This window comes from Buttiauxella cochleicola (genome assembly GCF_021282405.1).
GTDB classification, from domain to species: Bacteria; Pseudomonadota; Gammaproteobacteria; order Enterobacterales; family Enterobacteriaceae; genus Buttiauxella; species Buttiauxella massiliensis.
On sequence record NZ_JAJSOU010000009.1, the window covers coordinates 178,049 to 204,796 of the forward strand.

25 protein-coding genes, 1 tRNA gene and 1 pseudogene are annotated in these 26,748 nt (G+C 48.7%); 15 read left to right on the forward strand and 12 right to left on the reverse strand.

Annotation, left to right across the window (positions count from 1 at the left end; translation table 11 throughout):
- Positions 1–46: 46 nt before the first annotated feature.
- Entirely contained in the window at positions 47–1,636 is a 1,590-nt protein-coding gene (locus tag LVQ79_RS14040; RefSeq protein ID WP_232865444.1) for an arylsulfatase, read from the reverse strand.
- A gap of 369 nt (positions 1,637–2,005) precedes the next feature.
- A complete protein-coding gene (locus tag LVQ79_RS14045; protein WP_232865445.1) occupies positions 2,006–3,100 on the reverse strand; it encodes a GGDEF domain-containing protein in 1,095 nt (364 codons plus the stop codon).
- Positions 3,101–3,324: 224 nt separating this feature from the next.
- On the opposite strand from LVQ79_RS14045, the gene LVQ79_RS14050 reads away from it, so the two are divergent.
- The 7 genes from LVQ79_RS14050 to LVQ79_RS14080 all read left to right on the forward strand — a co-directional run bounded on the left by LVQ79_RS14050 (position 3,325) and on the right by LVQ79_RS14080 (position 12,970).
- Positions 3,325–4,938 (forward strand): mechanosensitive ion channel family protein, encoded by a 1,614-nt coding sequence (locus LVQ79_RS14050; protein ID WP_232865446.1) that lies wholly within the window; start codon positions 3,325–3,327, stop codon positions 4,936–4,938.
- On the forward strand, positions 4,935–6,086 hold the full coding sequence (locus tag LVQ79_RS14055; protein WP_232865447.1) for a BamA/TamA family outer membrane protein: 1,152 nt from the start codon (positions 4,935–4,937) through the stop codon (positions 6,084–6,086). The genes LVQ79_RS14050 and LVQ79_RS14055 overlap by 4 nt, the downstream gene beginning before the upstream one ends.
- A 47-nt stretch (positions 6,087–6,133) precedes the next feature.
- Positions 6,134–7,108, forward strand: coding sequence for a putative outer membrane beta-barrel protein (locus LVQ79_RS14060; protein WP_232865448.1), 975 nt, complete (start codon positions 6,134–6,136; stop codon positions 7,106–7,108).
- Positions 7,108–8,241 (forward strand): BamA/TamA family outer membrane protein, encoded by a 1,134-nt coding sequence (locus LVQ79_RS14065; RefSeq protein ID WP_232865449.1) that lies wholly within the window; start codon positions 7,108–7,110, stop codon positions 8,239–8,241. Before LVQ79_RS14060 ends, LVQ79_RS14065 begins: the two co-directional genes overlap by 1 nt.
- The gene (locus tag LVQ79_RS14070) at positions 8,241–9,362 is read left to right on the forward strand and encodes a DUF4056 domain-containing protein (protein WP_232865450.1); all 1,122 of its coding nucleotides are present in this window, start codon (positions 8,241–8,243) and stop codon (positions 9,360–9,362) included. The genes LVQ79_RS14065 and LVQ79_RS14070 overlap by 1 nt, the downstream gene beginning before the upstream one ends.
- Positions 9,363–9,458: 96 nt before the next feature.
- Positions 9,459–9,917, forward strand: coding sequence for a GNAT family N-acetyltransferase (locus LVQ79_RS14075; RefSeq protein WP_232865451.1), 459 nt, complete (start codon positions 9,459–9,461; stop codon positions 9,915–9,917).
- 308 nt (positions 9,918–10,225) lie between these two features.
- Positions 10,226–12,970 (forward strand): autotransporter domain-containing protein, encoded by a 2,745-nt coding sequence (locus LVQ79_RS14080; RefSeq protein ID WP_232865452.1) that lies wholly within the window; start codon positions 10,226–10,228, stop codon positions 12,968–12,970.
- A gap of 119 nt (positions 12,971–13,089) precedes the next feature.
- Here the strand turns inward: LVQ79_RS14080 and LVQ79_RS14085 are convergent.
- The 6 genes from LVQ79_RS14085 to aspA form a co-directional block, all read right to left on the reverse strand.
- Positions 13,090–13,165: transfer RNA gene (locus LVQ79_RS14085), tRNA-Phe, on the reverse strand.
- A gap of 114 nt (positions 13,166–13,279) precedes the next feature.
- Positions 13,280–13,855: a transcriptional regulator gene (locus LVQ79_RS14090; RefSeq protein WP_151994130.1), complete on the reverse strand. Its 576-nt coding sequence runs from the start codon at positions 13,853–13,855 to the stop codon at positions 13,280–13,282.
- Positions 13,856–13,942: 87 nt separating this feature from the next.
- Positions 13,943–15,655, reverse strand: a complete 1,713-nt coding sequence (locus LVQ79_RS14095) for a protein-disulfide reductase DsbD (protein WP_232865453.1) — start codon at positions 15,653–15,655, stop codon at positions 13,943–13,945.
- On the reverse strand, positions 15,631–15,954 hold the full coding sequence (cutA, locus tag LVQ79_RS14100; RefSeq protein ID WP_034461116.1) for a divalent cation tolerance protein CutA: 324 nt from the start codon (positions 15,952–15,954) through the stop codon (positions 15,631–15,633). Before cutA ends, LVQ79_RS14095 begins: the two co-directional genes overlap by 25 nt.
- Before the next feature lie 98 nt (positions 15,955–16,052).
- Positions 16,053–17,354 carry an anaerobic C4-dicarboxylate transporter gene (locus LVQ79_RS14105; protein ID WP_232865454.1) on the reverse strand — a complete coding sequence of 434 codons (1,302 nt, stop codon included), beginning with the start codon at positions 17,352–17,354 and terminating at the stop codon, positions 16,053–16,055.
- 112 nt (positions 17,355–17,466) lie between these two features.
- Complete coding sequence (aspA, locus tag LVQ79_RS14110; protein ID WP_232865455.1) at positions 17,467–18,903, reverse strand: aspartate ammonia-lyase; 1,437 nt, start codon at positions 18,901–18,903, stop codon at positions 17,467–17,469.
- Between the two features lie 372 nt (positions 18,904–19,275).
- Between aspA and LVQ79_RS14115 the strand changes: the two genes are divergently transcribed.
- The 4 genes from LVQ79_RS14115 (at position 19,276) to LVQ79_RS14130 (ending at position 22,396) form a co-directional block, all read left to right on the forward strand.
- The gene (locus tag LVQ79_RS14115; protein WP_064515596.1) at positions 19,276–19,761 is read left to right on the forward strand and encodes an FxsA family protein; all 486 of its coding nucleotides are present in this window, start codon (positions 19,276–19,278) and stop codon (positions 19,759–19,761) included.
- A 137-nt stretch (positions 19,762–19,898) separates the two neighbouring features.
- Positions 19,899–20,192: a co-chaperone GroES gene (locus LVQ79_RS14120; RefSeq protein WP_034461121.1), complete on the forward strand. Its 294-nt coding sequence runs from the start codon at positions 19,899–19,901 to the stop codon at positions 20,190–20,192.
- A 48-nt stretch (positions 20,193–20,240) separates the two neighbouring features.
- Positions 20,241–21,884, forward strand: a complete 1,644-nt coding sequence (groL, locus tag LVQ79_RS14125; RefSeq protein WP_151994125.1) for a chaperonin GroEL — start codon at positions 20,241–20,243, stop codon at positions 21,882–21,884.
- Positions 21,885–22,042: 158 nt separating this feature from the next.
- Positions 22,043–22,396, forward strand: coding sequence for a DUF4156 domain-containing protein (locus LVQ79_RS14130; protein WP_151994124.1), 354 nt, complete (start codon positions 22,043–22,045; stop codon positions 22,394–22,396).
- A 65-nt stretch (positions 22,397–22,461) separates the two neighbouring features.
- Here LVQ79_RS14130 and epmB read toward each other — a convergent pair whose 3' ends face one another.
- Positions 22,462–23,490 (reverse strand): EF-P beta-lysylation protein EpmB, encoded by a 1,029-nt coding sequence (gene epmB, locus LVQ79_RS14135; RefSeq protein ID WP_232865456.1) that lies wholly within the window; start codon positions 23,488–23,490, stop codon positions 22,462–22,464.
- A gap of 40 nt (positions 23,491–23,530) precedes the next feature.
- Here epmB and efp point away from each other — a divergent pair, with 40 nt between their 5' ends.
- The 3 genes from efp (at position 23,531) to ecnB (ending at position 24,540) form a co-directional block, all read left to right on the forward strand.
- On the forward strand, positions 23,531–24,097 hold the full coding sequence (gene efp, locus LVQ79_RS14140) for an elongation factor P (RefSeq protein WP_064515606.1): 567 nt from the start codon (positions 23,531–23,533) through the stop codon (positions 24,095–24,097).
- Between the two features lie 59 nt (positions 24,098–24,156).
- Positions 24,157–24,291, forward strand: a complete 135-nt coding sequence (locus LVQ79_RS14145; protein WP_064515608.1) for an entericidin A/B family lipoprotein — start codon at positions 24,157–24,159, stop codon at positions 24,289–24,291.
- Between the two features lie 102 nt (positions 24,292–24,393).
- Positions 24,394–24,540 carry a lipoprotein toxin entericidin B gene (gene ecnB, locus LVQ79_RS14150; protein WP_034461127.1) on the forward strand — a complete coding sequence of 49 codons (147 nt, stop codon included), beginning with the start codon at positions 24,394–24,396 and terminating at the stop codon, positions 24,538–24,540.
- A gap of 47 nt (positions 24,541–24,587) precedes the next feature.
- Here the strand turns inward: ecnB and LVQ79_RS14155 are convergent, their stop codons facing one another.
- On the reverse strand, positions 24,588–25,172 hold the full coding sequence (locus tag LVQ79_RS14155) for a response regulator transcription factor (protein ID WP_232865457.1): 585 nt from the start codon (positions 25,170–25,172) through the stop codon (positions 24,588–24,590).
- Positions 25,173–25,474: 302 nt separating this feature from the next.
- On the opposite strand from LVQ79_RS14155, the gene sugE reads away from it, so the two are divergent.
- Positions 25,475–25,792 carry a quaternary ammonium compound efflux SMR transporter SugE gene (gene sugE / locus LVQ79_RS14160; protein ID WP_134186238.1) on the forward strand — a complete coding sequence of 106 codons (318 nt, stop codon included), beginning with the start codon at positions 25,475–25,477 and terminating at the stop codon, positions 25,790–25,792.
- Here sugE and LVQ79_RS14165 read toward each other — a convergent pair.
- Entirely contained in the window at positions 25,789–26,322 is a 534-nt protein-coding gene (locus tag LVQ79_RS14165) for a lipocalin family protein (protein ID WP_232865458.1), read from the reverse strand. The genes sugE and LVQ79_RS14165 overlap by 4 nt on opposite strands.
- Before the next feature lie 100 nt (positions 26,323–26,422).
- Positions 26,423–26,608: pseudogene (locus LVQ79_RS14170) on the reverse strand (serine hydrolase); the annotation flags it as partial.
- Between the last annotated feature and the right edge of the window lie 140 nt (positions 26,609–26,748).

The following is a 26,748-nucleotide window of genomic DNA, read 5'->3' on the forward strand; positions in this document are numbered from 1 at the left end:
GCTATCCCCTAAAAAAACCGGGCAGTTTCCCACCCGGTTGACTGATTTAATTATTCGCGTTGGAGCCTTGTTCAATCATCGCCGCTGCATCGGAAACCGTGAAGGAACCCGGTTTCTGGCGCGGTGGGTAGTCTTTAAAGGTCGCCAGCATCTCTTTCACGTATTTCTGAGCGCCGCCCATCAGGAACATGCGGTCATAGAACCAGCTCTGATAACCCATACCGTCAGAAGCTTTTTCTAACGGATCCACTTCCAGGTCGAAGATCATTGGCGCACGTAGTTTCGTGAACGGATAACGCCACAGATCAAGCCCGGTGTGTTCCTGAATCATGAAGTGTGCTTTCCAGCGGCCGTAACGAATGGCCAGCAAGTCGCCGTCATCGCTCCAGTAGAAGAACTCTTTGCGAGGGTCTTCGCCTTTGCCTTGTAGGAAGTCGAGTTGGTTATAGCCGTCAAGGTGGACTTTGTAGGTGATTGACGGTGTTTTGTAGCCTTGCAGTAGTTGCTCTTTGATATCCGGGACGCCAGCCGCCGCGACCAGTGTTGGGAACCAGTCATTACTGCCGAAGATATCGTTAATCAAGGTGCCCGGTTTGATATGCCCCGGCCATTTGATCATTGCCGGTACACGGAAGCCGCCTTCCCAACCGGTATTTTTCTCGCCACGGAATGGCGTGATACCTGCGTCAGGCCAGGTTGCCGTCATCGGGCCGTTATCGGTGGTGTAGAGAATGATGGTGTTGTCTTCGATACCGAGATCTTTAATCTTCTGCAGTACCTCGCCGACCATCTTGTCATGCTCAACCATGCCGTCTGCATACGTCCCAAGACCCGTTACGCCGATACTGGCATCTTTCAGGTGTGTTTTGTTGTGCATGCGCGTGGTGTTAAACCAGGTAAAGAATGGCTTACCGGCTTTGGTCTGGCGCTCCATAAAGTCGTTGTTGGCTGCGAGAGTCTCTTCATCGACTGTGCCCATACGCTTGACGGTAAGAGGGCCGGTATCTTCAATTTTGCCGTCGGCGGTGCTCTTAATGACGCCGCGTGGGCCAAATTCTTTACGGAATTCAGGATCTTTCGGGTAGTCCGGGTTTTCGGGTTCTTCTTCAGCATTCAGGTGGTAGAGGTTACCGAGGAATTCATCGAAACCATGTGCAGTTGGCAGGAATTCATCGCGGTCACCAAGGTGGTTTTTACCAAACTGACCGGTGGCATAACCGAGTTGTTTAAGGATGTTGGCAATGGTCGGGTCATCTTTGCTCAGACCCTGTGGCGCGCCAGGCATACCGACTTTACTCATCCCGGTACGGAATGGCATTTGCCCGGTAATGAACGAAGAACGCCCTGCTGTGGAGCTTTGCTCTGCATAATAGGAGGTGAATTTGGCACCTTCATTAGCAATGCTGTCGATGTTCGGTGTTTTATAACCCATCATTCCCTGGTTATAGGAACTGATATTCCAGTAACCAATATCATCACCGAAAATAACCACGATGTTAGGTTTTGAGGCGTCTTGTTTCGGTGCATTTTCGGGCGAGGCGGTAGCAGGAGCGGCATTAACAGAGGACACTGCGCCAGACATCAAAGTAAGCATGCTGGCAATCATTGTCCTTTTGAAAGGGACGTTGTTAAGCATCTTTGGGACTCCGTTCATTTAGGGGACTGAATGAGTATAGTCAAGGGTTGAAACTTGCTATTACATAATGAATTACCATGAAAAATTCATAATTAAGAGTGTTGCAACTATTATTAAGTTGAAAAATAAGAGGGGTTATCTAACTGATTGATACTTAATAAATGAAGATATATACAGTACCATTTGGGACTAAAGGGATTCTTAACAAATTAGTTTAATATTAAACGTCAGAGCCTAAAGTTGAATGAGATTTGTGAGGGGATTAAAAGAAATGACCGGGAGGGTTTCCCTTTTCCCGGTGGATTATAATTGGCAAAGTTAAGATATATCACATGATTAAATTTGATTTTTTCTTGTGATTATTAACATTTAATAGCAAACGCGGTTTCTGCCATTTTTCTTAGCGTTATAAAGCTGCTGATCTGCCTGTTCTACTAGTGCTTCCAGTGCCATTCCCTCTTGCCATTGTGCAATACCCTGGCTGATGGTGAGCACTGAAGAGACGTCTGAACCCTTATGAAGAATGTGGGCATGAGCAATATTTTGCTGAATCCTGTGGCTTATTGCTTTGACCTGAGAAATATCATCACACACCGTCAGTACAACAAACTCTTCACCTCCGAAACGAAACGCACTATCGCTCTCTTTTCTTAGTGATTTCTCAATGCATTGTGAGACTTTTATCAGGCATTTATCGCCTGCAACATGGCCGTATACATCGTTGTATTGCTTGAAAAAATCAATATCCATAACAATCATGAACAGCTTTTTTTTATTCCCGGAAAGTGAGCTTACGCATTCTTCAAAGAAGCGAGTCAGGCTCAGGCGGTTAAATAGCCCGGTTAAAGCGTCATAGTGCGCCTGCTGTACCAGTTTTTTAATCAGGATATTTTTTTCATATTCACTGCGTTGAACGCGCTGATACCACTCGAGCAAAATGTAGCGCGCGGAGTAGATAACCAGCAGCATGATGATGGCACCGATAAATTGTGGCAGGCTGAAGTTATGTTTTAAGAAAATTTCAACATACAGGAGTGAAAGCACCAGCGGTGTAGAAAAGAGAAATAGCAGTCGGCCAGAGATGAAGAACGTTATCGTGGCGGGTAATAACACCATGATGGTCATCATTAATGTGATGAGCGGGCTTTGGTAGTAGAGCGTAAAGTTGAAGAATAATACCGCCCACAACAATCCAAAAACCAGCACAATGGCGGGAAGGATTTTGTGATAAAAACCCTCATTAATGTTCTTCTTTATATTGATGGTCACAATCAGGTTTATTAATGAAAGTGACATGATACAACCACAGAGAATTTGTAATACTAATGGGAGGGATTCCAGACCATTGTGGTGGGTATCGCGTAAGAATAACCAGGCGCAGAAAATGATATTTAGTGACAAAAACCACATGTAGCCTTTGGTACTGGTAATGACGTTTTCGCCAGTGCTGTGATTAATGTCCACAGGTACAGCTCCTTTAATAAATTTAACAAATCCATTTAATAATACCGTGCATGCATTAGTGATACCACCTATTGAAGTCCACATCTGGTAACTCGTTAACATCTCTCCATTTATCTTGAATATGCTTAATGCTGGTCTATGCTCAAAGCAGATATTAGACGAGTGCGATTAATCTCGTGTGATTGAATAATAAAACAAAATTCTTTCCTTTCCGGGTGATGAATATGATTAGGGCGCTGCTGATTTTTTTGGCATGGACAACTCTGTACGCCTCTTGCGCGCTGCAAGCGGCTGAACCACGGCAACTACCTTCCGAGCAAGATAAAGCACGCACGGTTTATATCTTTCATCAACCGATTGTCATGTTGCAGGCAAAGTTTGGCCTGACCACTCCTGAGGAACGCGTATTGCGTATCCGCCAGACTTTACGTTCGTTACATGAAGACGACATCAGCCAGCCGGTGCAAATCACTCCGGTAAAACGCTATAACCAGCAGGGGCGGCTATTCACGATTAATGGCAAGGTGTTGATGTTACTGACCGAAGGCGATCTGGATGAGGGCGATGACTTAACACTCGACCAGGCTGCTCAACGTGTATTAGTGCGTCTTGATGAACAAAGAACGTCACTCAAAGATCAATATTCTTCCTCCTATCTTGCCATCGCGACGGTAAAAACCGTGGCGGCCACCTTCGCTTTAGGTGTGCTGTTCTACGGCGCATTCAAGTCGTGGAAAAGAGTCAAACGCTACTTTGAAGGGAGAGCCAGTCAGAGAAAGGGCTTAATCCCGGCTAAATGGCGCGAGTTAGTGGGGGCCGTGGAAGGCTATCTTTACGGCTTGCTTATGATTTTATTGGGAATCGCCGCATTTTATGTCTGGTTGAGTTGGATCTTCCTGCTTTACCCGTGGACGCGAGTCTGGGGGGAATCGTTAGGTGACTGGTCGATTGGTGTTATTCAGAAAATTGCCTTATCGATAGTTTCGGCCTTCCCCGGTTTATTAATTGTTTTGATTATCTTTTTACTAACCGCATTTATCCTCAAGTTACTGAAAATACTCTTAGCACGTGTTGAAAGCGGCAAATTGACGGTGCCTGGTTTGCATCCGGAAACGGTCGGAGCCACACGCAAACTCATTTCCGTGATGGTTTGGCTGTTCGCACTTTCAGCCGCTTACCCGTTCTTGCCAGGTGCGAACTCGCTAGCTTTTAAAGGCATCAGTGTGTTCTTCGGTTTGATGCTAACGCTCGGCTCGGCAGGGGTGATGAACCACGCCATGAGTGGCCTGGTGCTGACCTATTCCCGTGCGCTGCGCAAAGGCGATGTCATTCGTATTGGCGATAACGAAGGGCTGGTGAATGAAGTCGGTATGCTGGCAACCAAAATCCTCACACGTGAAAACTACATCGTCACGGTGCCGAATGCGGTGGTCGTGAGTGGGAAAATCACTAACCTCAGCGCTCAGAATCCAGGTTCTGGCGTCAATCTGACAACCAACGTCACTATCGGTTACGACACGCCCTGGCGGCAGGTTCACGCCATGCTGGAGCTGGCTGCTAAACGTACACAAGGCATTGATCCCAGTACACCACCGCTGGTTCGCCAGCTCAATTTGATGGACTGGTACATCGCATACGAATTACAGGTCAAATTACGCGTGGGTGAATCATTGGCTGGCGTGAAGAGCGAATTGCACAGCCATATTCAGGATGTGTTTAACGAATTCAACGTGCAGATTATGTCGCCGAATTTTGTTAACCAGCCGGAAGGTGCGGTGATGGTGGCGCGTGATAACTGGTTTGCTGCGCCTGCCACCCAGCCTGAGAAGCCTTCGTGAAAAGGTCTGGCTATTCGTTAGCACTGCTTCTTGGCGTGGGCTTGTCACAGCCATTGGTCGCCAGTGCCAGCGGGCTGATTGATGAGGTGGACGGTATGCTGGATATGAGCGAATACCTTAGTGACAACCGTTACGGCTTTTTGCCGGTCCCGGTGGTGATAACCGAGCCTGCGGTAGGTTACGGCGGCGGACTGTTTGGCCTTTTCTTGCATGATACGCCGGACAGTGAAGCCGGGAAAAACCATCCCGGTGGAAAAACTATCCCGCCTGCAGTCACGGCTTTCGGTGGGGGCGCGACGCAAAATGGCACCTGGTTTGTTGGCGGTGGTCATCGCCATACCTGGAACAATGACAGCATCCGTTATTTGGTCGCACTCGGTTATGCCGATGTAAATCTTGATATTTATTCAGGTGACGTTGCAGGATTCTCTCGAGGAAAGGGCATCAGTACGCAAACCAAAGGCTACGGCGGTATGCAAAAATTGCAGTTCCGAGTAGCTGATACGCCATTCTTTATCGGCGCTTCACAGTTTTACGCAGATACCAAAATCTCTGCGGATAACCCGGTTATTAGCCGCGCATTGCAGCGTGTTTTGGGTGAGGAGAGCGCTTCTTCAGCGCTTGGGTTGGTCATGGAATATGACACCACCGATAACTTTTTCTACCCGCACAACGGGCTGTCAGCCACGGCGGAATACCAGTTTTATAGCAGCTTCCTCGGTGGTGATTACCGCTACGACATGTTGACGCTCGACGGCAAATATTTCCAACCGCTTGGCACCGATTTCACGCTGGTGCTGGCCGGGAATTATCAGTCACTTTCAAACCATGACCGGCATTTGCCACCGATGGCACGGCCCTATATCAAATTGCGAGGCATCTCGCAGTATCGCTATCAGGGAGATTATGTCAGCACTGCGCAAACCCAGCTTGAATGGCAAATGACGCCGCGCTGGGTGTTGCAGGGTTTTGTGGGGGCAGGAAGCGCCAGCAAAGAGGCCGACGATCTGTTTAATAAAACCGAAGTGGCGTATGGCGGTGGGTTTCGCTACCTGATTGCGCGCAAGTTTGGATTGCACACCGGGATTGATGTCGCCTTTAGCGACAGCGAACAAGCTGTTTATTTCAATGTGGGGGCGGGGCTATAGAGGGAATTTGCCGCCTGACTGACCATGCAAATATCAAAGAGAACGCCATGAAGAAAATCCAAAGGAGTGTGCAGCAGTGCCGAGTAATTGCGCTGCCGCTACTGTTTTTATCCGGTGCGGCGTTTGGTGCGACGACGGACACTGCGACAGACAGCAGCACGTTTCCCATCTGGGGAGATGAAGCGCGTGCGCGCGGATATTCTATTCCGCTGCCGTTTGGTGTGAATCTCAGCTATATGAATATTCGCCAGAATGTCGACGTTGATAGCATTACTTTCTCAGGGTTGAAGCTTGGCGCGCACCCCATTCCCAGCGATATGTTTGCCATTGATGTCGGCCATACGCGCGAGCGCAGTAAAACTGAAAACCTGCGCCTCGATATGTGGGTGTTCCCGTTTTTAAATATTTATGGGCTGATGGGTTACACCAAAGGCTCGTCGGTTTCGAACGTATCGGTGGATGCCGATCCGTCGCGTTATACCGGCATTGACCGGATTATTGCCTCGTCGGTGCACAGCCTCAATCAGAGCGGTGATTTACAGAACATCGATTTCACTCTCGATTTTGAAGGCGTTACTTATGGCACCGGCATTACGCTTGCGGGTGGGTATAAAAACTGGTTTACGCTGGTGGACACCAACTACACGCGTACCAATTTCGATATTCTGGATGGCAAAATCTCAGCCCTGACCGTATCGCCACGTGTTGGGTATCGTTTCGATATGCCGCAAATTTCCGGGCCATCGCATTTAAGCGTGTGGGTCGGGGCGATGTATCAGGACGTCCAGCAGGAGTTCAAAGGCAATCTATCTGACTTGCATATGCCTGCCGAACTTCAGCCGCTTATCAATTCAGTAAATAAAGATGACGATGGACGCTTTGACGTTAAACAGCATCTCACTTCGCCATGGAACACGTTGATTGGTGCGCAATATGAACTTACGCAAAACTTTAACGTGCTGACGGAGATTGGTTTTAACGAGCGTAATAGCTTCTTCATCGCAGGCGAATATCGATTCTAATGAAGAAACGTGGCGCGCTATTTTTGGGCTTATTAAGCCTGATGAATATACCGACGGACGCGGTTGCCATGACGCGCGAGGAGATTGACGGTTTTCTGGGAAAGCTGGGGGCTGATAATCAGTATGACCCCAGTAAAGGCATTGACTGGAGCGTGTTGCCGGGGCCGTTTTATACCCCTGAGTTGAAACTTGGTCTGGGGACTGCCATCGCGGGAGTGTATCGCGTTGATCCCAACGATCATGTCACGCAAAACTCGTCGGTGTCGTTTACCGGTTTTGTGAGTACTAGCGGTGCGTTAGGGCTTGGCATGAAGAATTACACCTTCTTTGCGGGGGATGAATGGCGGCTGTTTATTGATGGATCGCTTGCGAAGATCCCGACCGGTTTTTGGGGTATCGGGTACGATGCGGCGCAGGGTGATGAGCAGAAATACACGCAACAATCGATTAGCCTTCAACCGCAGATCATGCGCCAGGTGGTTGATGATCTATATGCCGGTTTAGGTTGGGATTTTTCAACGTATGACGCTGAAAATATTGATGATCAACATCCCGGTGATAACTTCTCCCGCTACAACGTAAATGGAAATTCTCTAAGTTCAGGGATCACGGCGACTATCAACTACGATTCTCGGGATGTGATAACCCGGCCGCAACATGGGCAGTTCTTTAGTGCCGAATACAGTCTTTTTGATCCTGCCCTTGGCTCGGATAACCACTTCACCGTTTTGCAGCTGCAATATAATTATTACCTTCCGCTAAACAATCAGGATGTGTTGGCGTTCGATCTTTGGGGGCGTTTTGCACGTGGCGATGTGCCATGGGATCGCTTGTCGCAGGCCGGGGACGATAATCGGATGCGTGGCTATTACCAGGGGCGTTATCGCGATAAAGACGTGGTCAGCACGCAACTGGAATACCGTAAAAAGCTTAACTGGCGGCACGGTTATGTGTTGTGGGTTGGTGCGGGCGCATTGGGTGATAGCCCACATAATCTTTCAGACAACCCGCTGTTACCTACGGTCGGGGCGGGTTACCGCTTCGAGGTTAAGCCTGATATGAATATTCGCCTCGACCTGGGGTTTGGCAAAGAGAGTGCCGGGTTTTACTTTCAAGTTGCGGAGGCATTTTAATGCAGCGCTGGATTTTTTCTCTGCTGCTCGGTGTGGCATCCCTGAGTTTTGGCGCATCACCGAAATCAGCAGATATCTTGCCCATTGAGAAGGCGAGGCGAGTATGGCCGATAACACAAGAGCTCACGGCTCCTGAGTCTTTACGACCTTGCTGTGCCTTTGGATATGACCTGCAAGTGCGAGCCGTTGGTGTACCCATTCCGGTCTACCAGATTGGTAATATTCTGACGCTTACTACCCTTGGTCATCATCGTTATAACGATAGCGCGTTGGGAGCGGTCAAAAATATTGTTGGTTTGAGTGAGGAGAAAAGTGGCCTCATTTACACTCGCCGTGGGGGTTTTATTGATATCGCCCATGTACGTGATACTGCTGATAACACCTTCTATCTTTTCACGCAGATCTACTCGCGGCTTGGCCAGGACTGGCGGTTGTTCTATAGCGAAGAATTGGGGGTCCGACGCATTCAGCTTCATGCGTTCAATCCACCCGCGTCCATGGTTGAACGCTATACGATTGCCGCCTGGCTTGCGGGGCATCTCGCGTTTCAGTTAGCGCAATGGCATGAGATTGCCCAGTGGTATGGATTCCAGTCGGTTCCGGGATTTTCCGAGGAGATCTCTGCTTTTTCACCCGAAGATCTCTATTCCAATTTATTGGGCGCGCGGCTGGCGATAAACGTGATTTTGCACGGACACGCCAGGTCAATTGAGTCTTACGATCATGCGATAGACAAGGCGTTGCACAAGGCATTGGTACAACTTGGCGCGGTCAGCAAAACAGAATCAGAAAGAAAATTCCGCGAAGTGGACGGCGACTGGTGGAACAGCAAGCGCCGGGTGCCGGATAAATTTTTGGTGCTCAACCGTAACTATGATCTCAGCGAGAACCGTTACCCGACTCCAGTCCCATTTGAAAAGGCGAAGCCTTACCGCTTAGTGATGCCTGCGGCAGTTGCCGGGGTGACGATAAGTCAGCTTGGAGAATTACAAATCCACACCGGCAGCGACATGCGTGGGCTTAGAGTACCGGAGAGTTTTTATCTTCCGGCACAGTTTCCAGCGCTGGCAGAACAAGCCAAATATGCCGATCAGATTCAGTTACAGCAGATGAAGAAGTAAGAGCTATAAGTAATCGTTATTGGACGAACAGGCGATTGTTCGTTTTGATGTTGCAAATATGTTACTTGCTCTCTACCCAACATTTGGAAATCTCGCATGTTCACAATCAAAATTGACGATCTTTCGCATCCGGCGGTGCAGACATTAGTGGCCTATCATATTTCCGGCATGCTGGAACAGTCACCACCCGAAAGCAGCCACGCGCTGGATGTGCAAAAACTCCGCGACCCGGCAGTGACATTTTGGTCTGCGTGGGAAGGGGAGCAATTAGCCGGAATTGGTGCATTGAAAATGCTCGATGATGGGCATGGTGAGTTGAAATCAATGCGTACCGCGACGGACTTTTTACGCCGTGGTGTGGCAAACCAGTTTTTGCTGCACATTTTGCAAGTTGCGCGTGACCGTGGATACCAGCGTCTGAGTTTAGAAACCGGAAGTCAGCCGGGCTTTGCTGCTTGCCATCAGCTTTATCTTAAGCATGGCTTTGTCGATTGTGAGCCGTTTGCTGATTATCAACTCGACCCAAATAGCCGCTTTATGACGTTGGTTTTGTAGCGGGTTTAACGTAAAGCTACCCAAAAGTAAGATTGTTTCTTTTGGCCTGGGCCACTATTTTAAAACCATGCATCTTTGTGGAACATCGAATTTTGCGATGTTCCCTTTAATGTATTTGCATAATCCCTTCTTCATCTTATTTTGCTTTATTTTCCCTAAAAATATGAGCATTCAATTTATCCATTTATATTAATTATTGAGTGAGTTGTCATTTAATAATATGTTTGATTTTCACACAACTATTCAGTAATGTTTATTACCCTCATGAAGTTCATAATAAATATCCAAAAATAGACATCGCTGGGACAATGAATATATTAAAGTTAAGAAAGATCGCGCTATTTATTCCTCTTTTGTTAACGGCATGTGGTGGAGGCGGTGGTGGTAGCGGCTCGGGCTCTCCTCAAACAATAAATACTCCAGCTATAAAACCCGATGTGCAAACTCCAGGAGCAAATAATAATAAAGTCAAAGTTGGGGTATTAGATTCAGGCATTAATAAAAATCTCAATAATATTACCGGTAAGGTTGCTATTATTTTGCATTATGTCGGGCAGGGGAAGAACCTTGGCTCAGGCGCATTTACTCCCGAGGATATTACGGCATCGCTGGCACTGGCTGATATGGATACTTCGGGACATGGGAGCTATGTTTCTCAAATCCTTGCCAGTACGGGGAGTGGTGGGACCTATGTGGGTAGCCAGAACGTTCAGCTTTATGAAGCGAAAACGACCGATGACCCTCTTGGCCATTCAATGATTGATGATCAACTTGCTGCCATTATGGATCTGCATGAGCATTACGGAGTCAATTTATTTAATGCTTCATGGGGGAGTTATAATTCTTATGATGCGAATTCACCTATTGCCGCGGTATTAAAATATCTGGTAAATAGTAATGGCTTAATCGTTTTCTCTGCCGGCAATGATCTCCTTAATAATCCATCCTCAGAAAATTTCACCCCGTTGATTGATGGCTCAATAGAAAATGGGTTAATCACGGTAGTGGGTATTGATAGTAATAAGCAGCTCTATAGCGGATATGATGAAAACGGCGTAATTAAAGGCAGTAATGCATGCGGAAGGGCAGCAGCCTGGTGTCTTGCTGGCGATTATGTTATTGGGCCACTGCTCAGCGAGAATAACAACGGTTATGTCAATTTCTACGGTACTTCAGGTGCTGCACCTCAAGTTACGGCAGCGGCGGCAAATGTATGGCACAAATATCCCTGGATGACCGCAAAGCAGGTAAAGCAAACAATATTAACGACCGCAAACTATCTGCCTGATGGTTCACCACAGGGAGCACCTTATAACGCGACCTATGGTTGGGGTGAGTTAAATGCGCCGCGTGCAGAAGATGGCCCAATGCTGTTTTCTTCTCTCTTTGGCGATTTTAATGCTCAAGTACCCGATTCGCATTACATCTTCAGTAACGATATATCAGGAGATGCTGGTCTGGTTAAAAACGGTAACGGCATTCTGGAACTGGCGGGCGATGACAGCTATAGCGGAAATACGACTGTAAATCAGGGCACACTGTGGGTTAGTGGCAGTATTCATCGTGGCTCGGTGAATATTTCTCCCGGCGGTACGTTAACCGGTTCTGGTTCAGTGAGTTCGACTTATAACAATGGGACGATAGATTTATCTAATGGCTCACTGAAAGTGAAAGGCAATTATTCACAGAGCCATAGCGGCATACTTAATGCCTACATTGATAATCAGCTTGATATTAGCGGTAACGCGGCGCTGGATGGCACGGTCAACGTGGTTAATCAGAATTACGTGGTTAACGGAACGTACGACATTCTGCATGCGCAAAATATTCAGGGGCAATTTAGCCAGGTCAAGGGCAGCAAGTTCCTGAAGATTGATCATGTTGATTACACGCCTGACCACGTCAATCTCGATGTGGAACAAGTCTCTGCACAAAATACCGTCAGTAATGGCGATTCTCTGTCAATGGCGGGGGCCAAAGCGGTAGACAGCATTTTTGCTGCTGCTAATGACATTGCATTAAAGCAGCACAACGGTGAAGTACTGACGGTAGACGAGCAGCAATTATTGGATTATTCCGCGGGCTTACAATCTACTCGTTCAGGAGATGGTGTTCAGCGCATTGTGGATAGCCATTCTGGTGTTATTTATTCCGAGCTGCCTTCCGTATTGCTGGCGGAGCAAAACCGCCTTACGCAAACTGTCGTGAATCGTTTAAGTGCCATGTATGGCATGGGTAAAGTTACCCCTGGCGTGTGGACTTCTTATGATTATATGAAAAACAAGTATCAGCCTGATGGATGGAACCAGGTGAGCAGCACCACTAATAACACCTCTGTGGGGATGGATGGTCGTGTGAGTAATGCCTTGCTGCTGGGTGGTTTCGTTAATAAAAATAATATCACTGCCAGGCTGGACAGAAACGGTGGGAGTCTTGATGGGAGCCAGAATGGTATTGGCGCGTATGGGCAGTTCAACGATGGAGCGTTCTATCTGAACGGTCTGGCAAGTTACCAGCGTGGCGATGCTGACATTAAGCGTCCGGTTATCGGCAATGGCACGCAAAGTAGCCAGAAGTCGAATACGGATATGAGCAGCGCGAGCCTCTACTTTGAATCAGGCTACGCATTTCATTTACCGCATGAAGCCGATATCACGCCTTATCTCGGCTTTGAATACGATCGTTCTCATACCGATAGTATCGATGAAGGAAACCCACAGGGTGTGAGTGTTAGCGGCATGAAAGGGTGCCAGAGCAGCGTGGCGCTGGGCTCTCGCTTTAATTATATGGTGAGCAATGAACTGCATTTGTCAGCATGGGCGCAGGCCAGCAAGATTGTGGCGCGCGATATCAGCGATATGAGACTGACGACCAATATGAGCGGGCAGGAGATTTCGCTTAACTCGCCAGAGTTTGACCGAAATAGCTTCGATTACGGCTTAGATATTGATTACGTTCTTTTGGATAGCGTGCAGCTTTTTGCCGGGACGCAGAGTAGCACGGCGAATGACCAGGCCTTTTCTGCCAGCGCGGGTGTGAAGTACTTCTGGTAATTGTTATATCAGGGCGAGTCGCAGGGAAGCGACGAGCAATAGAATTATTGAACGCAGTTCGATGAAGAGTCCGAATCTCGAAAAGCAAAAAACCCGCCATAGGCGGGTTCTTCTAAATGTGGTGCCCGGACTCGGAATCGAACCAAGGACACGGGGATTTTCAATCCCCTGCTCTACCGACTGAGCTATCCGGGCAACGGGGCGCATTAAACCGTAAAGGCCGCCAGGCGTCAACGGCTTTGTCATAAAAAAGGGGCTAAATGCGTTTAAGTGCTTTCTTTTCATGCAAAATGGCGAGAAAACAATTCATCAGGTCAATGCGCCACCTTGTCGGCACTGGGCAAATCGCAGAATATCTTCGGCCAGTCGACGGGCCGTTTCGATATCGGCCTGGCTGCGTTTCACCAATAAACGGCTCAGGCAGCCTTCCAGCACCAGTTCCATTTGATGCGCCACCATCGTTGGGTCATCCACTTCCAGCTGCATTAGCATTTCATGAGTGAATTCCCAGGCGGCTTTTTTCTGCTGATCGGCCAGTTGGTGAATCGGGTGCGATGCATCCGGGTAAAAGGTGCAGGCAGCAATAAACAGGCATCCTGGATAGCGATGGTTGTTGACGCATTCGGTCAACGCTTCATAGCGCTTTAACAGTTTTTGCTCGAGTGACATCTCTTCATTAAGCGCGAGCTGACGGCGCCAGACATCAATTTGCTGACTCAAATAACGCAGGGCGTCATAAAGTAATGCCTCACTGTTTGGCCAGAAATTGCTGATCTCTGTAACCGGATAGTCTGCCTCAGCGGCGACCATATCCAGGGTGGTGCTGGCAATTCCTTCACGTTCAAGTACGTGTAAGGCGTGCTCTAGTACTGTTTCGCGTTGCACGGTTATCTCCTCCGTTGTACCCGTCATACTTCAAGCTGCCTCGATGCAAGCTGAATTATTTAGTGTACTTCCCACAATGAGTGTTGTTTACGGCGTCAGTTTCTGCAAATGCGTACGGAAGGTGTCAGCATTCATAAAACCGGTCACACGTGCTTCTGGCAACTCGTGCCCTTGTGTATCAAAGAACAAAATCGTTGGTAGCCCTAAAACCTGGAGATGCTTTAACAGCGCCACATCTTGCGCGTTGTTGGCGGTAACATCAGCCTGGAGTAAAACGGTATTTCCCAACTGTTGCTGTACCTGCGCATCGCTAAAGGTGTATTTCTCAAACTCTTTGCAAGCCACACACCAGTCGGCGTACAAATCGAGCATTACGGGTTTGCCTTTTGCACTGGCAAGTGCGGCATCGAGCTGCTCAACGTTAGCAATTTTGGTGAAATTGAGATGTGCCTGGCTGGCGGTTACTGTATTACCGAATGCCCAGTCTTGCAGAGGGCGAGCACAAACCAGTGCCGCGCCGAGCAGGATTATCTGCACCACGCGCATCCATGATTTAGTTGCTTGCAGGCTGGTAATAAATGCCCAGCCGAAGAACGCCACGCCGAGCAAACCCCATAACCGAATACCCCAACTATCTCCCAGTATGCGTTCCAACAGGAAAACCGGCAGTGCGAGGATCACAAAACCAAATGCGATTTTGACGGTTTCCATCCACGGGCCACTTTTGGGAAGCAGACGGTTGCCGAATACGGTGATGAGCATCAACGGTAGGCCCATGCCTAACGCGTAGAGATACAACGTGCCGCCTCCGAGCCACATGTTCCCGCTCTGGGCGATGTACAGCAGAATAGCGCTCAGCGGTGCGGTAGTACAAGGCGAGCAAATCAGCCCGGCTAATGCACCCATCGCAAACACACCACCCGCGGAACCGCCTTGCTGGCGATTGCTCATCAATGTAAGGCGCGTTTGCAGCGATGATGGCAGTTGCAGGGTGAATAGCCCAAACATAGAAGCCGCGAGCAGCACAAACAGCGCTGACAGGCCGATAAGCACGTAAGGGTGCTGGAGGGCTGCCTGGAATTGCAGTCCAGCCGCCGCAACTACAAGGCCCAGCGCGGTATAGGTCAGCGCCATTCCTTGCACATAGACAAAGGTCAGCAGCAGGGCACGAGCAGTGGATAAACGCTGTTTACCGCCGAGCACAATGCCGGAAATCAATGGGTACATCGGCAGCACGCAAGGCGTGAAGGCGATACCGATACCGATTAGGAATGCCCAAAGTGCAGAGAACGGCAGTTGGGTGGTTTTAGTATCTGTAGCGTCTGCTGGTGGCTTTGGCGCAACAGCCACGGGTGCAGATGAATTTGCTGCTGGGAGAACTTCACTCAGCGGCACCACGCGCGTCTCAGGTGGGTAACAGAAGCCTGCTTCGGCGCAGCCCTGATACGTCACGCTAACAGTTGCTCCTTTGGTCGCCTTCTGAATTGTTATCGGTAGATTAAGCTGCTGGGTATAGATCTCAGTTTTGCCGTAAAACTCGTCTTCATGCCAGGTACCTTTTGGCAACTCCAGCGGCGCAAGTTCGGCTTGCGCAGGGTTGAGTTTTATCTGCTGGCGATAAAGGTAGTAGCCGGGTTTTATCTGCCAGTTCAGGTTGAGCTGGTGGTCAGATTGCTGAAAATCGAATGCAAAAGCCTGGTCGACCGGCACAAACTGAGATTTGCTTTGGTTGTCGAAAAGACCTGCAAAAGCGTGTGAGCTGAATAGCGCAAAAATTAGCGCAAAGATGCGTAGAGCCATGAGAGGTATTCACTATCTCCGTGGGTAACTGGCAGAACCAGTAATTCAGGGGTTTGATATGGGTGATGCGATTTCAGGCAAGCCAACAGCGCCTCCTGATGCTCGATGTCGCTTTTGAGCAGCATCTGCACCTCATACTCCTGTTCCATTTTTCCTTCCCAGTAATAGAGCGATGTCGCACCGGGTAATAAGGTGACGCAGGCCGCCAGTTTCTCCGCCAGCACGAGGGCGGCAAGTTCCTGAGCGGTGGCTTCATCTGGGGCAGTACAAAGGATGACAACAGCCTGGGTAGTCGGCATAGCTAACCTCGTATCTGGTGGATTCGCGGTTGACTATAGCATGTGGGAGTGAGTGGGGGCGTTAAACGGGCCGCAGTGCGACCCGTGTTTTAAAAGATTTACAGAACCATGCCGCCGACAATGAAGCCGAGGATCACGCACAGCGTAATAGCGATAACACCAGGAATTAAGAACGCGTGGTTAAACACGTATTTACCAATACGCGTTGAGCCAGTGTCATCCATCTCTACCGCAGCCAGTAAGGTTGGGTAAGTTGGCAGCACGAACAGCGCTGAAACAGCGGCGAAAGAGGCGATGGCGGTCAGTGGGCTAACACCAAGCATTAATGCCGCTGGCATCAGGGCTTTAGTAGTTGCCGCCTGGGAGTAAAGCAGAGTGGCTGCGAAGAACAGCACTACAGCCAGTAACCACGGATAGCTTTGCAGTAAGTCACCCGCAACGGCCTGAATATCCTGGATATGGTTTTTAACGAAGGTATCACCCAACCAGGCTACACCCAGTACGCAGATACAAGCACTCATGCCCGATTTGAACGTGCTGGCATTGAGGATTTCGCCTGTATCAATTTTACAGGTGAAGGAGATAAGCGTAGCGATGGTCAGCATAAACACCACAATCGCTTCGTTACGCGGCAGGATAGGGTTTTGAATCAGGCCAACGGTGTCGCTGATGGCGGTGGCGTACAGCATGACGGCAACGATACCGATAAGGAACAGTAGCACCGAGCGTTTTGCATGAGGTTTTAATTCAAACACGCTGGCCCCACGCAGTTTTACTTCGCCTTTAGCCAGACGTTCCTGATAAACCGGGTCATCTTTCAGTTCACTGCCCAGGAAGTTACACACAATCGCTGTCAGCATAACGGCTACCAGCGTAACCGGAATACAGATGCTCAGTAGAGTCAGGTAGCTGATGCCCATTGGCTCAAGAATGCCGGAGAAGAACACTACAGCCGCAGAAATTGGCGAGGCAGTAATCGCAATTTGTGAGGCCACAACGGCGATAGACAATGGGCGCGATGGGCGAATGCCTTGTTCTTTCGCCACTTCGGTAATCACCGGAAGCGTGGAAAATGCAGTATGACCCGTTCCCGCAAGAATAGTCATAAACCATGTCACGAGCGGAGCGAGGAAGGTGATGTATTTCGGATGGCGACGCAGCAGTTTTTCTGCAAGGCTGACCAGATAGTCCATTCCGCCTGCTACCTGCATGGCGGCAATCGCGGCAATAACTGCCATGATGATTTCGATTACATCAAATGGGATAGAGCCCGGTTTTACCTGAAAAACAAGCGTTAAAACCAGCACACCAAAACCGCCAGCAAAGCCAATCCCTATGCCGCCGAGTCTGGCCCCAAGATATATCGCTAAAAGCACGATAACGAGTTCTGCTCCAAACATGATTTCCGTCCTTGTGTTTGATTAATTGATAATTATTTGTTGTGTTTTTGTTGGTGATACAAATGAAAAAGGCACGTCCAATGGACGTGCCTTTTGTTAAGGACCGGAAAGGTTACTGTTCGCTTTCATCGGTATAACGCTTCGCTTTATAAACCGGGTGCATCAGGTTGTTGATAGAGAAAATATCATCCAACTCGGCTTCGGTTAACAGGCCGCGCTCCAGAACGACTTCACGCACGCTCTTACCGGTTTCGGCACAAATCTTCCCAACGATGTCACCATTGTGGTGGCCAATGAATGGGTTCAGATAAGTCACGATACCAATTGAGTTGTAGACGTAGCTTTCACACACTTCTTTATTAGCAGTGATGCCGTTGATGCATTTTTCCAGCAGGTTGTAGCAAGCATTGGTCAGGATATGAATGGACTCGAACATCGCCTGGCCAATGACAGGTTCCATTACGTTCAGCTGCAGCTGACCGGCTTCGGAAGCCATAGTTACCGTGATGTCGTTGCCAATCACTTTGAAGCAGACCTGGTTCACGACTTCTGGAATTACCGGGTTTACTTTGGCAGGCATGATGGAGGAACCAGCCTGCAATTCTGGCAGGTTGATTTCGTTCAGGCCAGAACGTGGGCCGGAAGAGAGCAGGCGAAGGTCGTTACAGATCTTCGACATTTTCACCGCCAGGCGTTTGAGCGAGCTGTGAACCATGACGTATGCGCCGCAGTCGGAAGTCGCTTCAATCAGGTCTTCAGCTGGTACGCATGGCAGGTTGCTGACTTCAGCCAGTTTCTGGACCGCCAGTTGTTGATAACCATCAGGGGTGTTCAGGCGAGTACCGATGGCGGTCGCACCGAGGTTCACTTCCAGCAGCAGTTCTGCGGTACGCAGCAAGTTGCGGGTTTCTTCATTCAACAACACGTTGAATGCGTGGAATTCCTGGCCCAGCGTCATTGGTACGGCGTCTTGTAGCTGAGTACGACCCATTTTCAGGACATTCTCGAACTCAACCGCTTTGCGTTGGAAGCCATCGCCTAACTGGTTGATAGCATCAATCAGTTTCACAATAGAAGCGTACACCGCGATTCGGAAACCTGTCGGGTAGGCATCATTGGTGGATTGGCATTTGTTTACGTGGTCATTCGGGTTCAGGAACTGGTACTCACCTTTCTGGTGGCCCATCAGCTCAAGCCCAATGTTGGCGAGCACTTCGTTGGTATTCATGTTGACGGAAGTACCGGCACCGCCCTGGTAAACGTCCACCGGGAATTGGTCCATGCACTTGCCGTTATTCAGCACTTCATCACAGGCCTGGATAATGGTGTTTGCGATGCTTTTCGGAATGGTTTGCAACTCCTTGTTCGCCATTGCCGCTGCTTTCTTAACCATGACCATGCCGCGCACAAATTCAGGTATATCACTGATTTTGCTGTTGCTTATGTAGAAGTTTTCAATCGCTCTCAGAGTATGAACACCATAATAGGCATCCGCTGGCACTTCCCTGGTACCCAACAAATCTTCTTCGATACGAATGTTATTTAACATGTGAACCTTCTTAATTAAAGCTGCCATTGATTGATCATTGCACACACAGGATCTACGGTTGTGCGATGAATAGACCGACGATTATGTCCATATTCGGTCTGCGTGCCGTGATGATATGCTGATGATAGCGAAAAGCAGTAATCTGGATCACTTATTAAAAGGTCTGCTCACATAACAATTATTAATATGTGATGTTGATCAATTGTTGAAAACTTCCAAAAAAATAATAGGGCGCTTAGATTGATTTTTGACTATGGCGTCGCCATCTCTTTGACTGTGCATAATTGCTAACCTATTTTCGCAAGTGCTTGATGGCGCTTGCTACAATTGCTCAGGTTTTACTACGGGCTTTTCCAACTACAGGAGTGTACGGTGCGCTGGATACCGTTAATTGCCGTCTTTCTCTATGTATACATAGAGATTTCATTGTTTATTCAGGTCGCCCACGTCATGGGTGTCTTCCTGACGCTCGTGCTGGTGATATTCACTTCAGTAATTGGTATGTCGCTGGTTCGCAACCAGGGTTTTAAAAACTTCATGCTGATGCAGCAGAAAATGGCAGCGGGTGAAAGCCCGGCGGTTGAGATGATTAAAAGCGTTTCGCTCATCATCGCAGGCTTGCTGTTGTTGTTGCCAGGCTTCTTCACCGACTTCCTGGGCTTGCTGCTGTTACTGCCACCAGTACAGAAGCATCTGACGCTGAAACTGATGCCACATCTACGTTTCTCACGTACACCAGGTGGTGGTTTTAGCGCGGGCACCGGCGGTGGTTCAACGTTCGACGGCGAGTATCAACGTAAAGATGATGCTCCCAAACAGCTAGATGATCGCGATAACGACGATCGTCATAATCGTTAAAAATCGAAAATTTTTTTGTTTTCCCCCTTGAAGGGGGGAAGGCTCATCCCCATCTCTCAGGTCACCAGCCGATAACCCATTTTGGGCCGGCGTTACCTAAACAATTGATAATGACTTTCTCAAAGGAGAGCTATCACATGAGCATTCGTCCATTACATGACCGCGTTATCGTCAAGCGTAAAGAAGTTGAATCTAAATCTGCGGGCGGCATCGTTCTGACTGGCAGCGCAGCAGGCAAATCAACTCGTGGCGAAATCATCGCTGTCGGTAAAGGCCGCATCCTGGAAAACGGTAACGTACAACCGCTGGACGTTAAAGTCGGCGATATCGTAATTTTCAACGATGGCTACGGCGTGAAATCTGAGAAGATCGACAATGAAGAAGTGTTGATCATGGCAGAAAGCGACATCCTGGCAATTGTTGAAGCGTAATACGCGCAATAACTGAACGAACATAAACGAATTTAAGGAAAGTTAAGAATGGCAGCTAAAGACGTAAAATTCGGTAATGACGCTCGTGTGAAAATGCTGCGTGGCGTTAACGTACTGGCAGATGCAGTGAAAGTTACCCTCGGTCCTAAAGGCCGTAACGTTGTTCTGGATAAATCTTTCGGTGCACCGACTATCACTAAAGATGGTGTTTCTGTAGCGCGTGAAATCGAACTGGAAGACAAGTTCGAAAACATGGGTGCGCAGATGGTTAAAGAAGTTGCCTCTAAAGCGAACGACGCTGCGGGCGACGGTACTACCACTGCAACCGTGCTGGCTCAGTCCATCATCACTGAAGGCCTGAAAGCTGTTGCTGCGGGCATGAACCCAATGGACCTGAAACGCGGTATCGATAAAGCTGTTATCGCCGCTGTTGAAGAGCTGAAAGCGCTGTCTGTTCCTTGCTCTGACTCTAAAGCAATCGCTCAGGTTGGTACTATCTCTGCTAACTCCGACGAAACTGTTGGTACTCTGATTGCTGAAGCAATGGAGAAAGTAGGCAAAGAAGGCGTTATCACCGTTGAAGAAGGCACTGGCCTGCAAGACGAGCTGGACGTTGTAGAAGGTATGCAGTTTGACCGTGGCTACCTGTCTCCGTACTTCATCAACAAGCCTGAAACTGGTTCTATCGAACTGGAAAGCCCGTTCATCCTGCTGGCTGACAAAAAAATCTCCAACATCCGTGAAATGCTGCCAGTTCTGGAAGCCGTTGCGAAAGCAGGCAAACCACTGCTGATCATTGCTGAAGATGTTGAAGGCGAAGCGTTGGCGACCCTGGTGGTTAACACCATGCGTGGCATCGTGAAAGTTGCTGCTGTTAAAGCACCTGGCTTTGGCGACCGTCGTAAAGCAATGCTGCAAGATATCGCAACTCTGACTGGCGGTACCGTAATCTCTGAAGAGATCGGTATGGAGCTGGAAAAAGCGACTCTGGAAGATCTGGGTACTGCTAAACGTATCGTTATCAACAAAGACACCACGACTATCATCGATGGTAATGGTGAAGAAGACGCAATCCAGGGCCGTGTGACTCAGATTCGTAAGCAAATCGAAGAAGCAACTTCTGATTACGACCGTGAAAAACTGCAAGAGCGCGTAGCTAAACTGGCTGGCGGCGTTGCAGTAATCAAAGTCGGTGCTGCTACCGAAGTTGAAATGAAAGAGAAGAAAGCACGCGTTGAAGATGCCCTGCACGCTACCCGTGCTGCGGTTGAAGAAGGTGTGGTTGCCGGTGGTGGTGTTGCGCTGATTCGCGTAGCTTCTAAACTGTCTGAACTGCGTGGCCAGAACGAAGACCAGAACGTGGGTATCAAAGTTGCGCTGCGCGCAATGGAATCCCCACTGCGTCAGATCGTTCTGAACTGCGGCGAAGAGCCATCTGTTGTTGCTAACAACGTGAAAGCGGGCGACGGTAACTACGGTTACAACGCAGCAACTGAAGAATACGGCAACATGATCGACATGGGTATCCTGGATCCAACCAAAGTAACTCGTTCTGCTCTGCAGTACGCAGCTTCTGTGGCTGGCCTGATGATCACCACCGAGTGCATGATTACCGATATGCCAAAATCTGACGGTCCAGACATGGGCGGCGCAGGTATGGGTGGTATGGGTGGCATGGGCGGCATGATGTAATTTGCCCCAACACCTGGTGTGAAGTAACACCGTGTTAAGAAAACCCTCAGGCAGAAATGTCTGAGGGTTTTTTCTTTTTGGTCGCACTCTGGTATAAGATCTCACCGGGCGATGACTGCCCGCTACTATTCAAGACGGCATTGATAACGGGGAAGAACATGCGCATTAAAGTTTCAGCAGGAATAGCTGTGGCAGCGCTGCTGCTGGCAGGATGTAGCACCAGCAATGATTTAAGCACTAATGGCCAGAGCGTTCGTTTCGTTGAAGAGAAGCCAGGCACTGAATGCCAGCTGATTGGCACCGCAACCGGCGAGCAAAGTAACTGGTTGTCAGGCCAACATGGTGATGAAGGTGGTTCTATGCGCGGCGCGGCTAATGCTCTGCGTAATAACGCAGCGGCGATGGGTGGTAACGTGCTGTATGGCGTGAGCAGCCCGACGCAAAACTTGTTGTCGAGCTTTGCTCCGACTGCCAGCAAAATGACTGGTCAGGTTTATAAGTGCCCGAACTGATCTAAGTTTAATTTTGTAGGTCGTGTGGTGTTGCGCTTACCCGACCTACAAAATTCATTTCTGAATTAACTTTGCCGTAACTGCAAATCCAATGGTGTTTTACTCGGCTCACCGCCAATCTCACGCGCAAGCTTCGGCACCATATAGCCGGAAATCAACGTCAGCAACTCACGCATAATCATTCTGGCTTCATCATCACTCACCATGAAATGCGCCGCACCTTGCACTTTATCGAGCACATGCAGGTAATAGGGCATTACGCCCGCATCGAACAGTGCATTACTCAGGTTTGCGAGCGTCTGCGCGTTATCGTTCACATCGCGCAGCAGGACACTTTGGTTAAGCAATGTGACGCCGGCCTGGCGTAAGCCCACCATAGCCGCTCTGAACTCTTCATCAATCTCATTGGCATGGTTGATATGGTTTACCAGAATCACCTGCAACCGTGAGCGCGCAAGACGTGCTACTAACGTTTCGGTAATACGTGCCGGGATGACAATCGGCAAACGGCTGTGAATACGTAGACGTTTAATATGCGGGATTGCTTCCAGTTCGCCGATCAACCAATCCAGTTCATGATCTTTTGCCATAAGCGGATCGCCGCCAGAAAAAATGATCTCATCGAGTTCAGGGTGATCGCTGATATATGAAATGGCGGCCTGCCAGTTACGCTTGTTCCCCTGGTTGTCGGAGTAGGGGAAATGGCGGCGGAAACAGTAGCGGCAGTTGACCGCACAGCCACCTTTAACCAACAACAGCGCCCGGTTACTGTATTTATGCAGCAGCCCCGGAACCACGCTGTGCTGCTCTTCGAGCGGATCAGTGCTAAAGCCGGGAGCGGCAATAAACTCTTCTTTCGAAGTTAACACCTGGTGTAATAGTGGGTCGTTCGGATTGCCTTTTTCCATGCGCGCGACAAAAGCTCGCGGCACGCGCAAGGCAAAAAGTCGGCGTGCATCACGCCCCGCTAACAACTCTTTGTCAGCGTTCAGCTCTAAAATATGCAGCAGTTCGTCAGGATCGGTTATAACATCGCCAAGTTGCGTTAACCAATCTTCTCTGCGAGGGGGATTTAGGGTTACAATGTGTGCCATTTTTTGGCTAAGCTACCAATTAACAATTTCAGAGGGCCTTATGGCGACTTATTCTAGCAACGATTTTCGTGCCGGTCTTAAAATCATGTTTGAAGGCGAACCTTACGCGGTTGAATCCAGTGAGTTCGTGAAACCAGGTAAAGGCCAAGCCTTTGCTCGCGTTAAAATGCGCCGCCTGTTGACTGGCACCCGCGTAGAAAAAACTTTCAAATCTACCGACTCCGCTGAAGGCGCAGACGTTATCGATATGAACCTGACTTACCTGTACAACGACGGTGAGTTCTACCACTTCATGAACAACGAAACTTTCGAGCAGCTGGCAGCTGATGAAAAAGCCATTGGCGAAAATGCTAAGTGGATGCTGGATCAGGCCGAATGTATCGTCACCCTGTGGAACGGCCGTCCAATCGCCGTACAACCACCAAACTTTGTAGAGCTGGAAATCGTTGAAACCGATCCAGGTCTGAAAGGTGATACTGCTGGTACCGGTGGTAAGCCTGCAAAACTGTCTACTGGTGCTGTGGTTAAAGTACCTTTGTTCGTTCAGACTGGCGAAGTGATCAAAGTTGACACCCGCTCTGGCGAATACGTTTCTCGCGTTAAGTAATACGTGAAGATTGGCGACGGGGTTTAGCACTTCGTCGCCACTTACAAAAGGCAGGGAAGATGAACCGTTTGATTAAGCATTTACTTTTCATCACGTTGTTAACCTCGTTTCTCGCCGGTTGTAATACCACCCGCGGCTTTGGTGAAGATCTCAAGCACCTTGGCGGCTCCATCGAACGTGCAGCAAACAAGTAATTACCAACACTCCTAAAAATCCGCTTTTTCCTTCAGCTTGCCAATTTTTGTCTATGCTTTAACTGCTATACACAAACAATATGGTCAAAAAAGGAAACGGTCATGATTAAGAAAACTATTGCAGCGTTCTTTTCTCTCATAGTGCTTTCGTCGTTACTTACCGCGTGTAATACCACCAAAGGCGTGGGTGAAGATATTCAGGATGGCGGCCAGGCCATTTCAGGTGCTGCAACAAAAGCGCAGAATTAAAGTATCACCGACGGTACGGTATCATTGCCGTACCGTAATTCCTTTCGTTAATGTTGTTGCTCTATAAACAATGAATAGCGATTATTAATCCCTAACTTCATACGGATATTCCGCTTATAGGTATAAACCGTCTTGGTACTAATCCCCATTATTCTGGCGATATAATCATTATTGGCCTCATCGGTCCACAACTTTAATATACGCTCCTCACGCAATGTAAGAAGAGGAGATGCATACTGCCGTACCGGATGAAAAGGTGGGCGGGCACTAAGTTGCTTCTGAATAGTGTCGTAAAGCTCCGCTAGTGGAACGGATTTACTATGTAGCGAGCGTGAGCCCTGAGCCAGACAGTACTCTTCGATCTTTTCGTGACGGATACTGTTAAGTAACATTAATCGAATTGATGTACCACAGGCAGAATAAATAGATGAGAGCTGTTGGATATTATGTAGAGAGCTGGCGAAACTGGTGAAATCGGTAATAACAAGATTAGGTCGCCATTGTATTATTTTCTCGCGCGCTACAAGTAAATTATCAGTTTCAGAAATAGAAAAAGCAGGGTTTTGACTAAGCCAATATTTGAATCCCTGCCGGGTATAATGGCAGCGGTCAATTAACAATATCTTATGCATAATTACCGTTCGCGTGACTCACTATTACAGACTTTTCTGAATGCCGAATAAAACATTATAATATGAAAAAAGCACCTGAAATGAATTGTGGATTTACGGGTTAAATTGCGTTCATTTCTCGGCTTAATGTCAAAACTCCCGCCAGATGTGGAAACAAAACTTTACTGGTTTTTATGATAAGAAAGTCCTGTTGGACTTTTTTGTCTGCGGCCGATCGTTAAAATAGTGCCCTCACCAGCCTTATGGGACGACCCATTCGCGCTTCTTGATTTCCGGGGACGGCCCCAATAATGGAGCTGTATATGGCCTGGTTTATTCTTGTTATCGCCGGTTTATTAGAAGTTGTGTGGGCTGTGGGCCTGAAATATACCCATGGTTTCACCCGCCTGTGGCCAAGCGTTATCACCGTAGTTGCCATGGTTGTCAGCATCGCGCTGCTGTCCTGGTCAATGAAAACGTTGCCGACCGGTACGGCTTACGCCGTCTGGACAGGAATTGGTGCCGTAGGTGCTGCCACCACAGGTATCTTGCTGTTAGGCGAATCAGCAAACCTGGCCCGCATTGCGAGCCTGGCTTTGATTGTCGTCGGGATTATTGGCCTGAAAATTAGCACTCATTAATTGGTGGGTTGTTTAATCCACAGTAACTTCTCGACCGGGAAGCCCTGTTGTGTCGCGATATTAAGCATCTGTTGCTTCACTTCACTGCTGATTGTCGGGGTGCGTGACAATATCCACAGATAGTCTTTATCCGGCCCGCACACCAGTGCGTGCCGGTAATCTTTATCAATGGCTATCACATTATACCCACCGTAAAACGGCCCAAAGAATGAGACTTTTAGTGCTGCGCGACTTGGGTTTCCAGTGAAGTAAGCTTTGCCGACACTTTGCTGCCACATCTGCCTGTCGGGATTAAATCCTCTGTTTATCACACGAATTCCACCGTCATCCATGGTGCTATATGTAGCAGTCACTTGCTCTAGCCCGCTTTCAAATTTGTGGTCAAGACGGGCAATTTCATACCACTTGCCGAGATAGCGTTTTGCTTCAAAATTATTGACCACCGTGGTTCCTGGTGGAGGGGTTGGAGAGCTACAGGCAACAACGAGAAACGCAACTGCAAGAGTGGTGATAATCGGCCAGATGCGCATAGCTAATTCCTTCTGCTGTTTTAGCTAAGTGTAGAAGGCAGCAGCAAAAAAGCGGTATGCGGGCAGAAATAAAAAGGCCTGCTGAGCAGGCCGGTATGCATTACTGTAATGCTGCGAGGATTTTGTACCCGGCTTTAACCCGCTCAGGATTTGGGTAGCTTTTATTTGCCATCATCACGATGCCAAGTTGTTGCTCGGGAATAAACGCTACATAAGTCCCAAAGCCCCCGGTTGAGCCTGTTTTGTGAACCCAGGATGCCTTAACAACAGGCGCAGGCGGTTCGATGGCTGTCGCCGTTGACCCTGTAAATAATTCTGTGTAACTGCCAACGTATTAAAGGTGATCGCTCAGGCGGTCACCGAACTCGATAATAAAACGACTCATCGCCAGCCGCCAGTTTTGGATCGGCATACTCCATTTCTTTG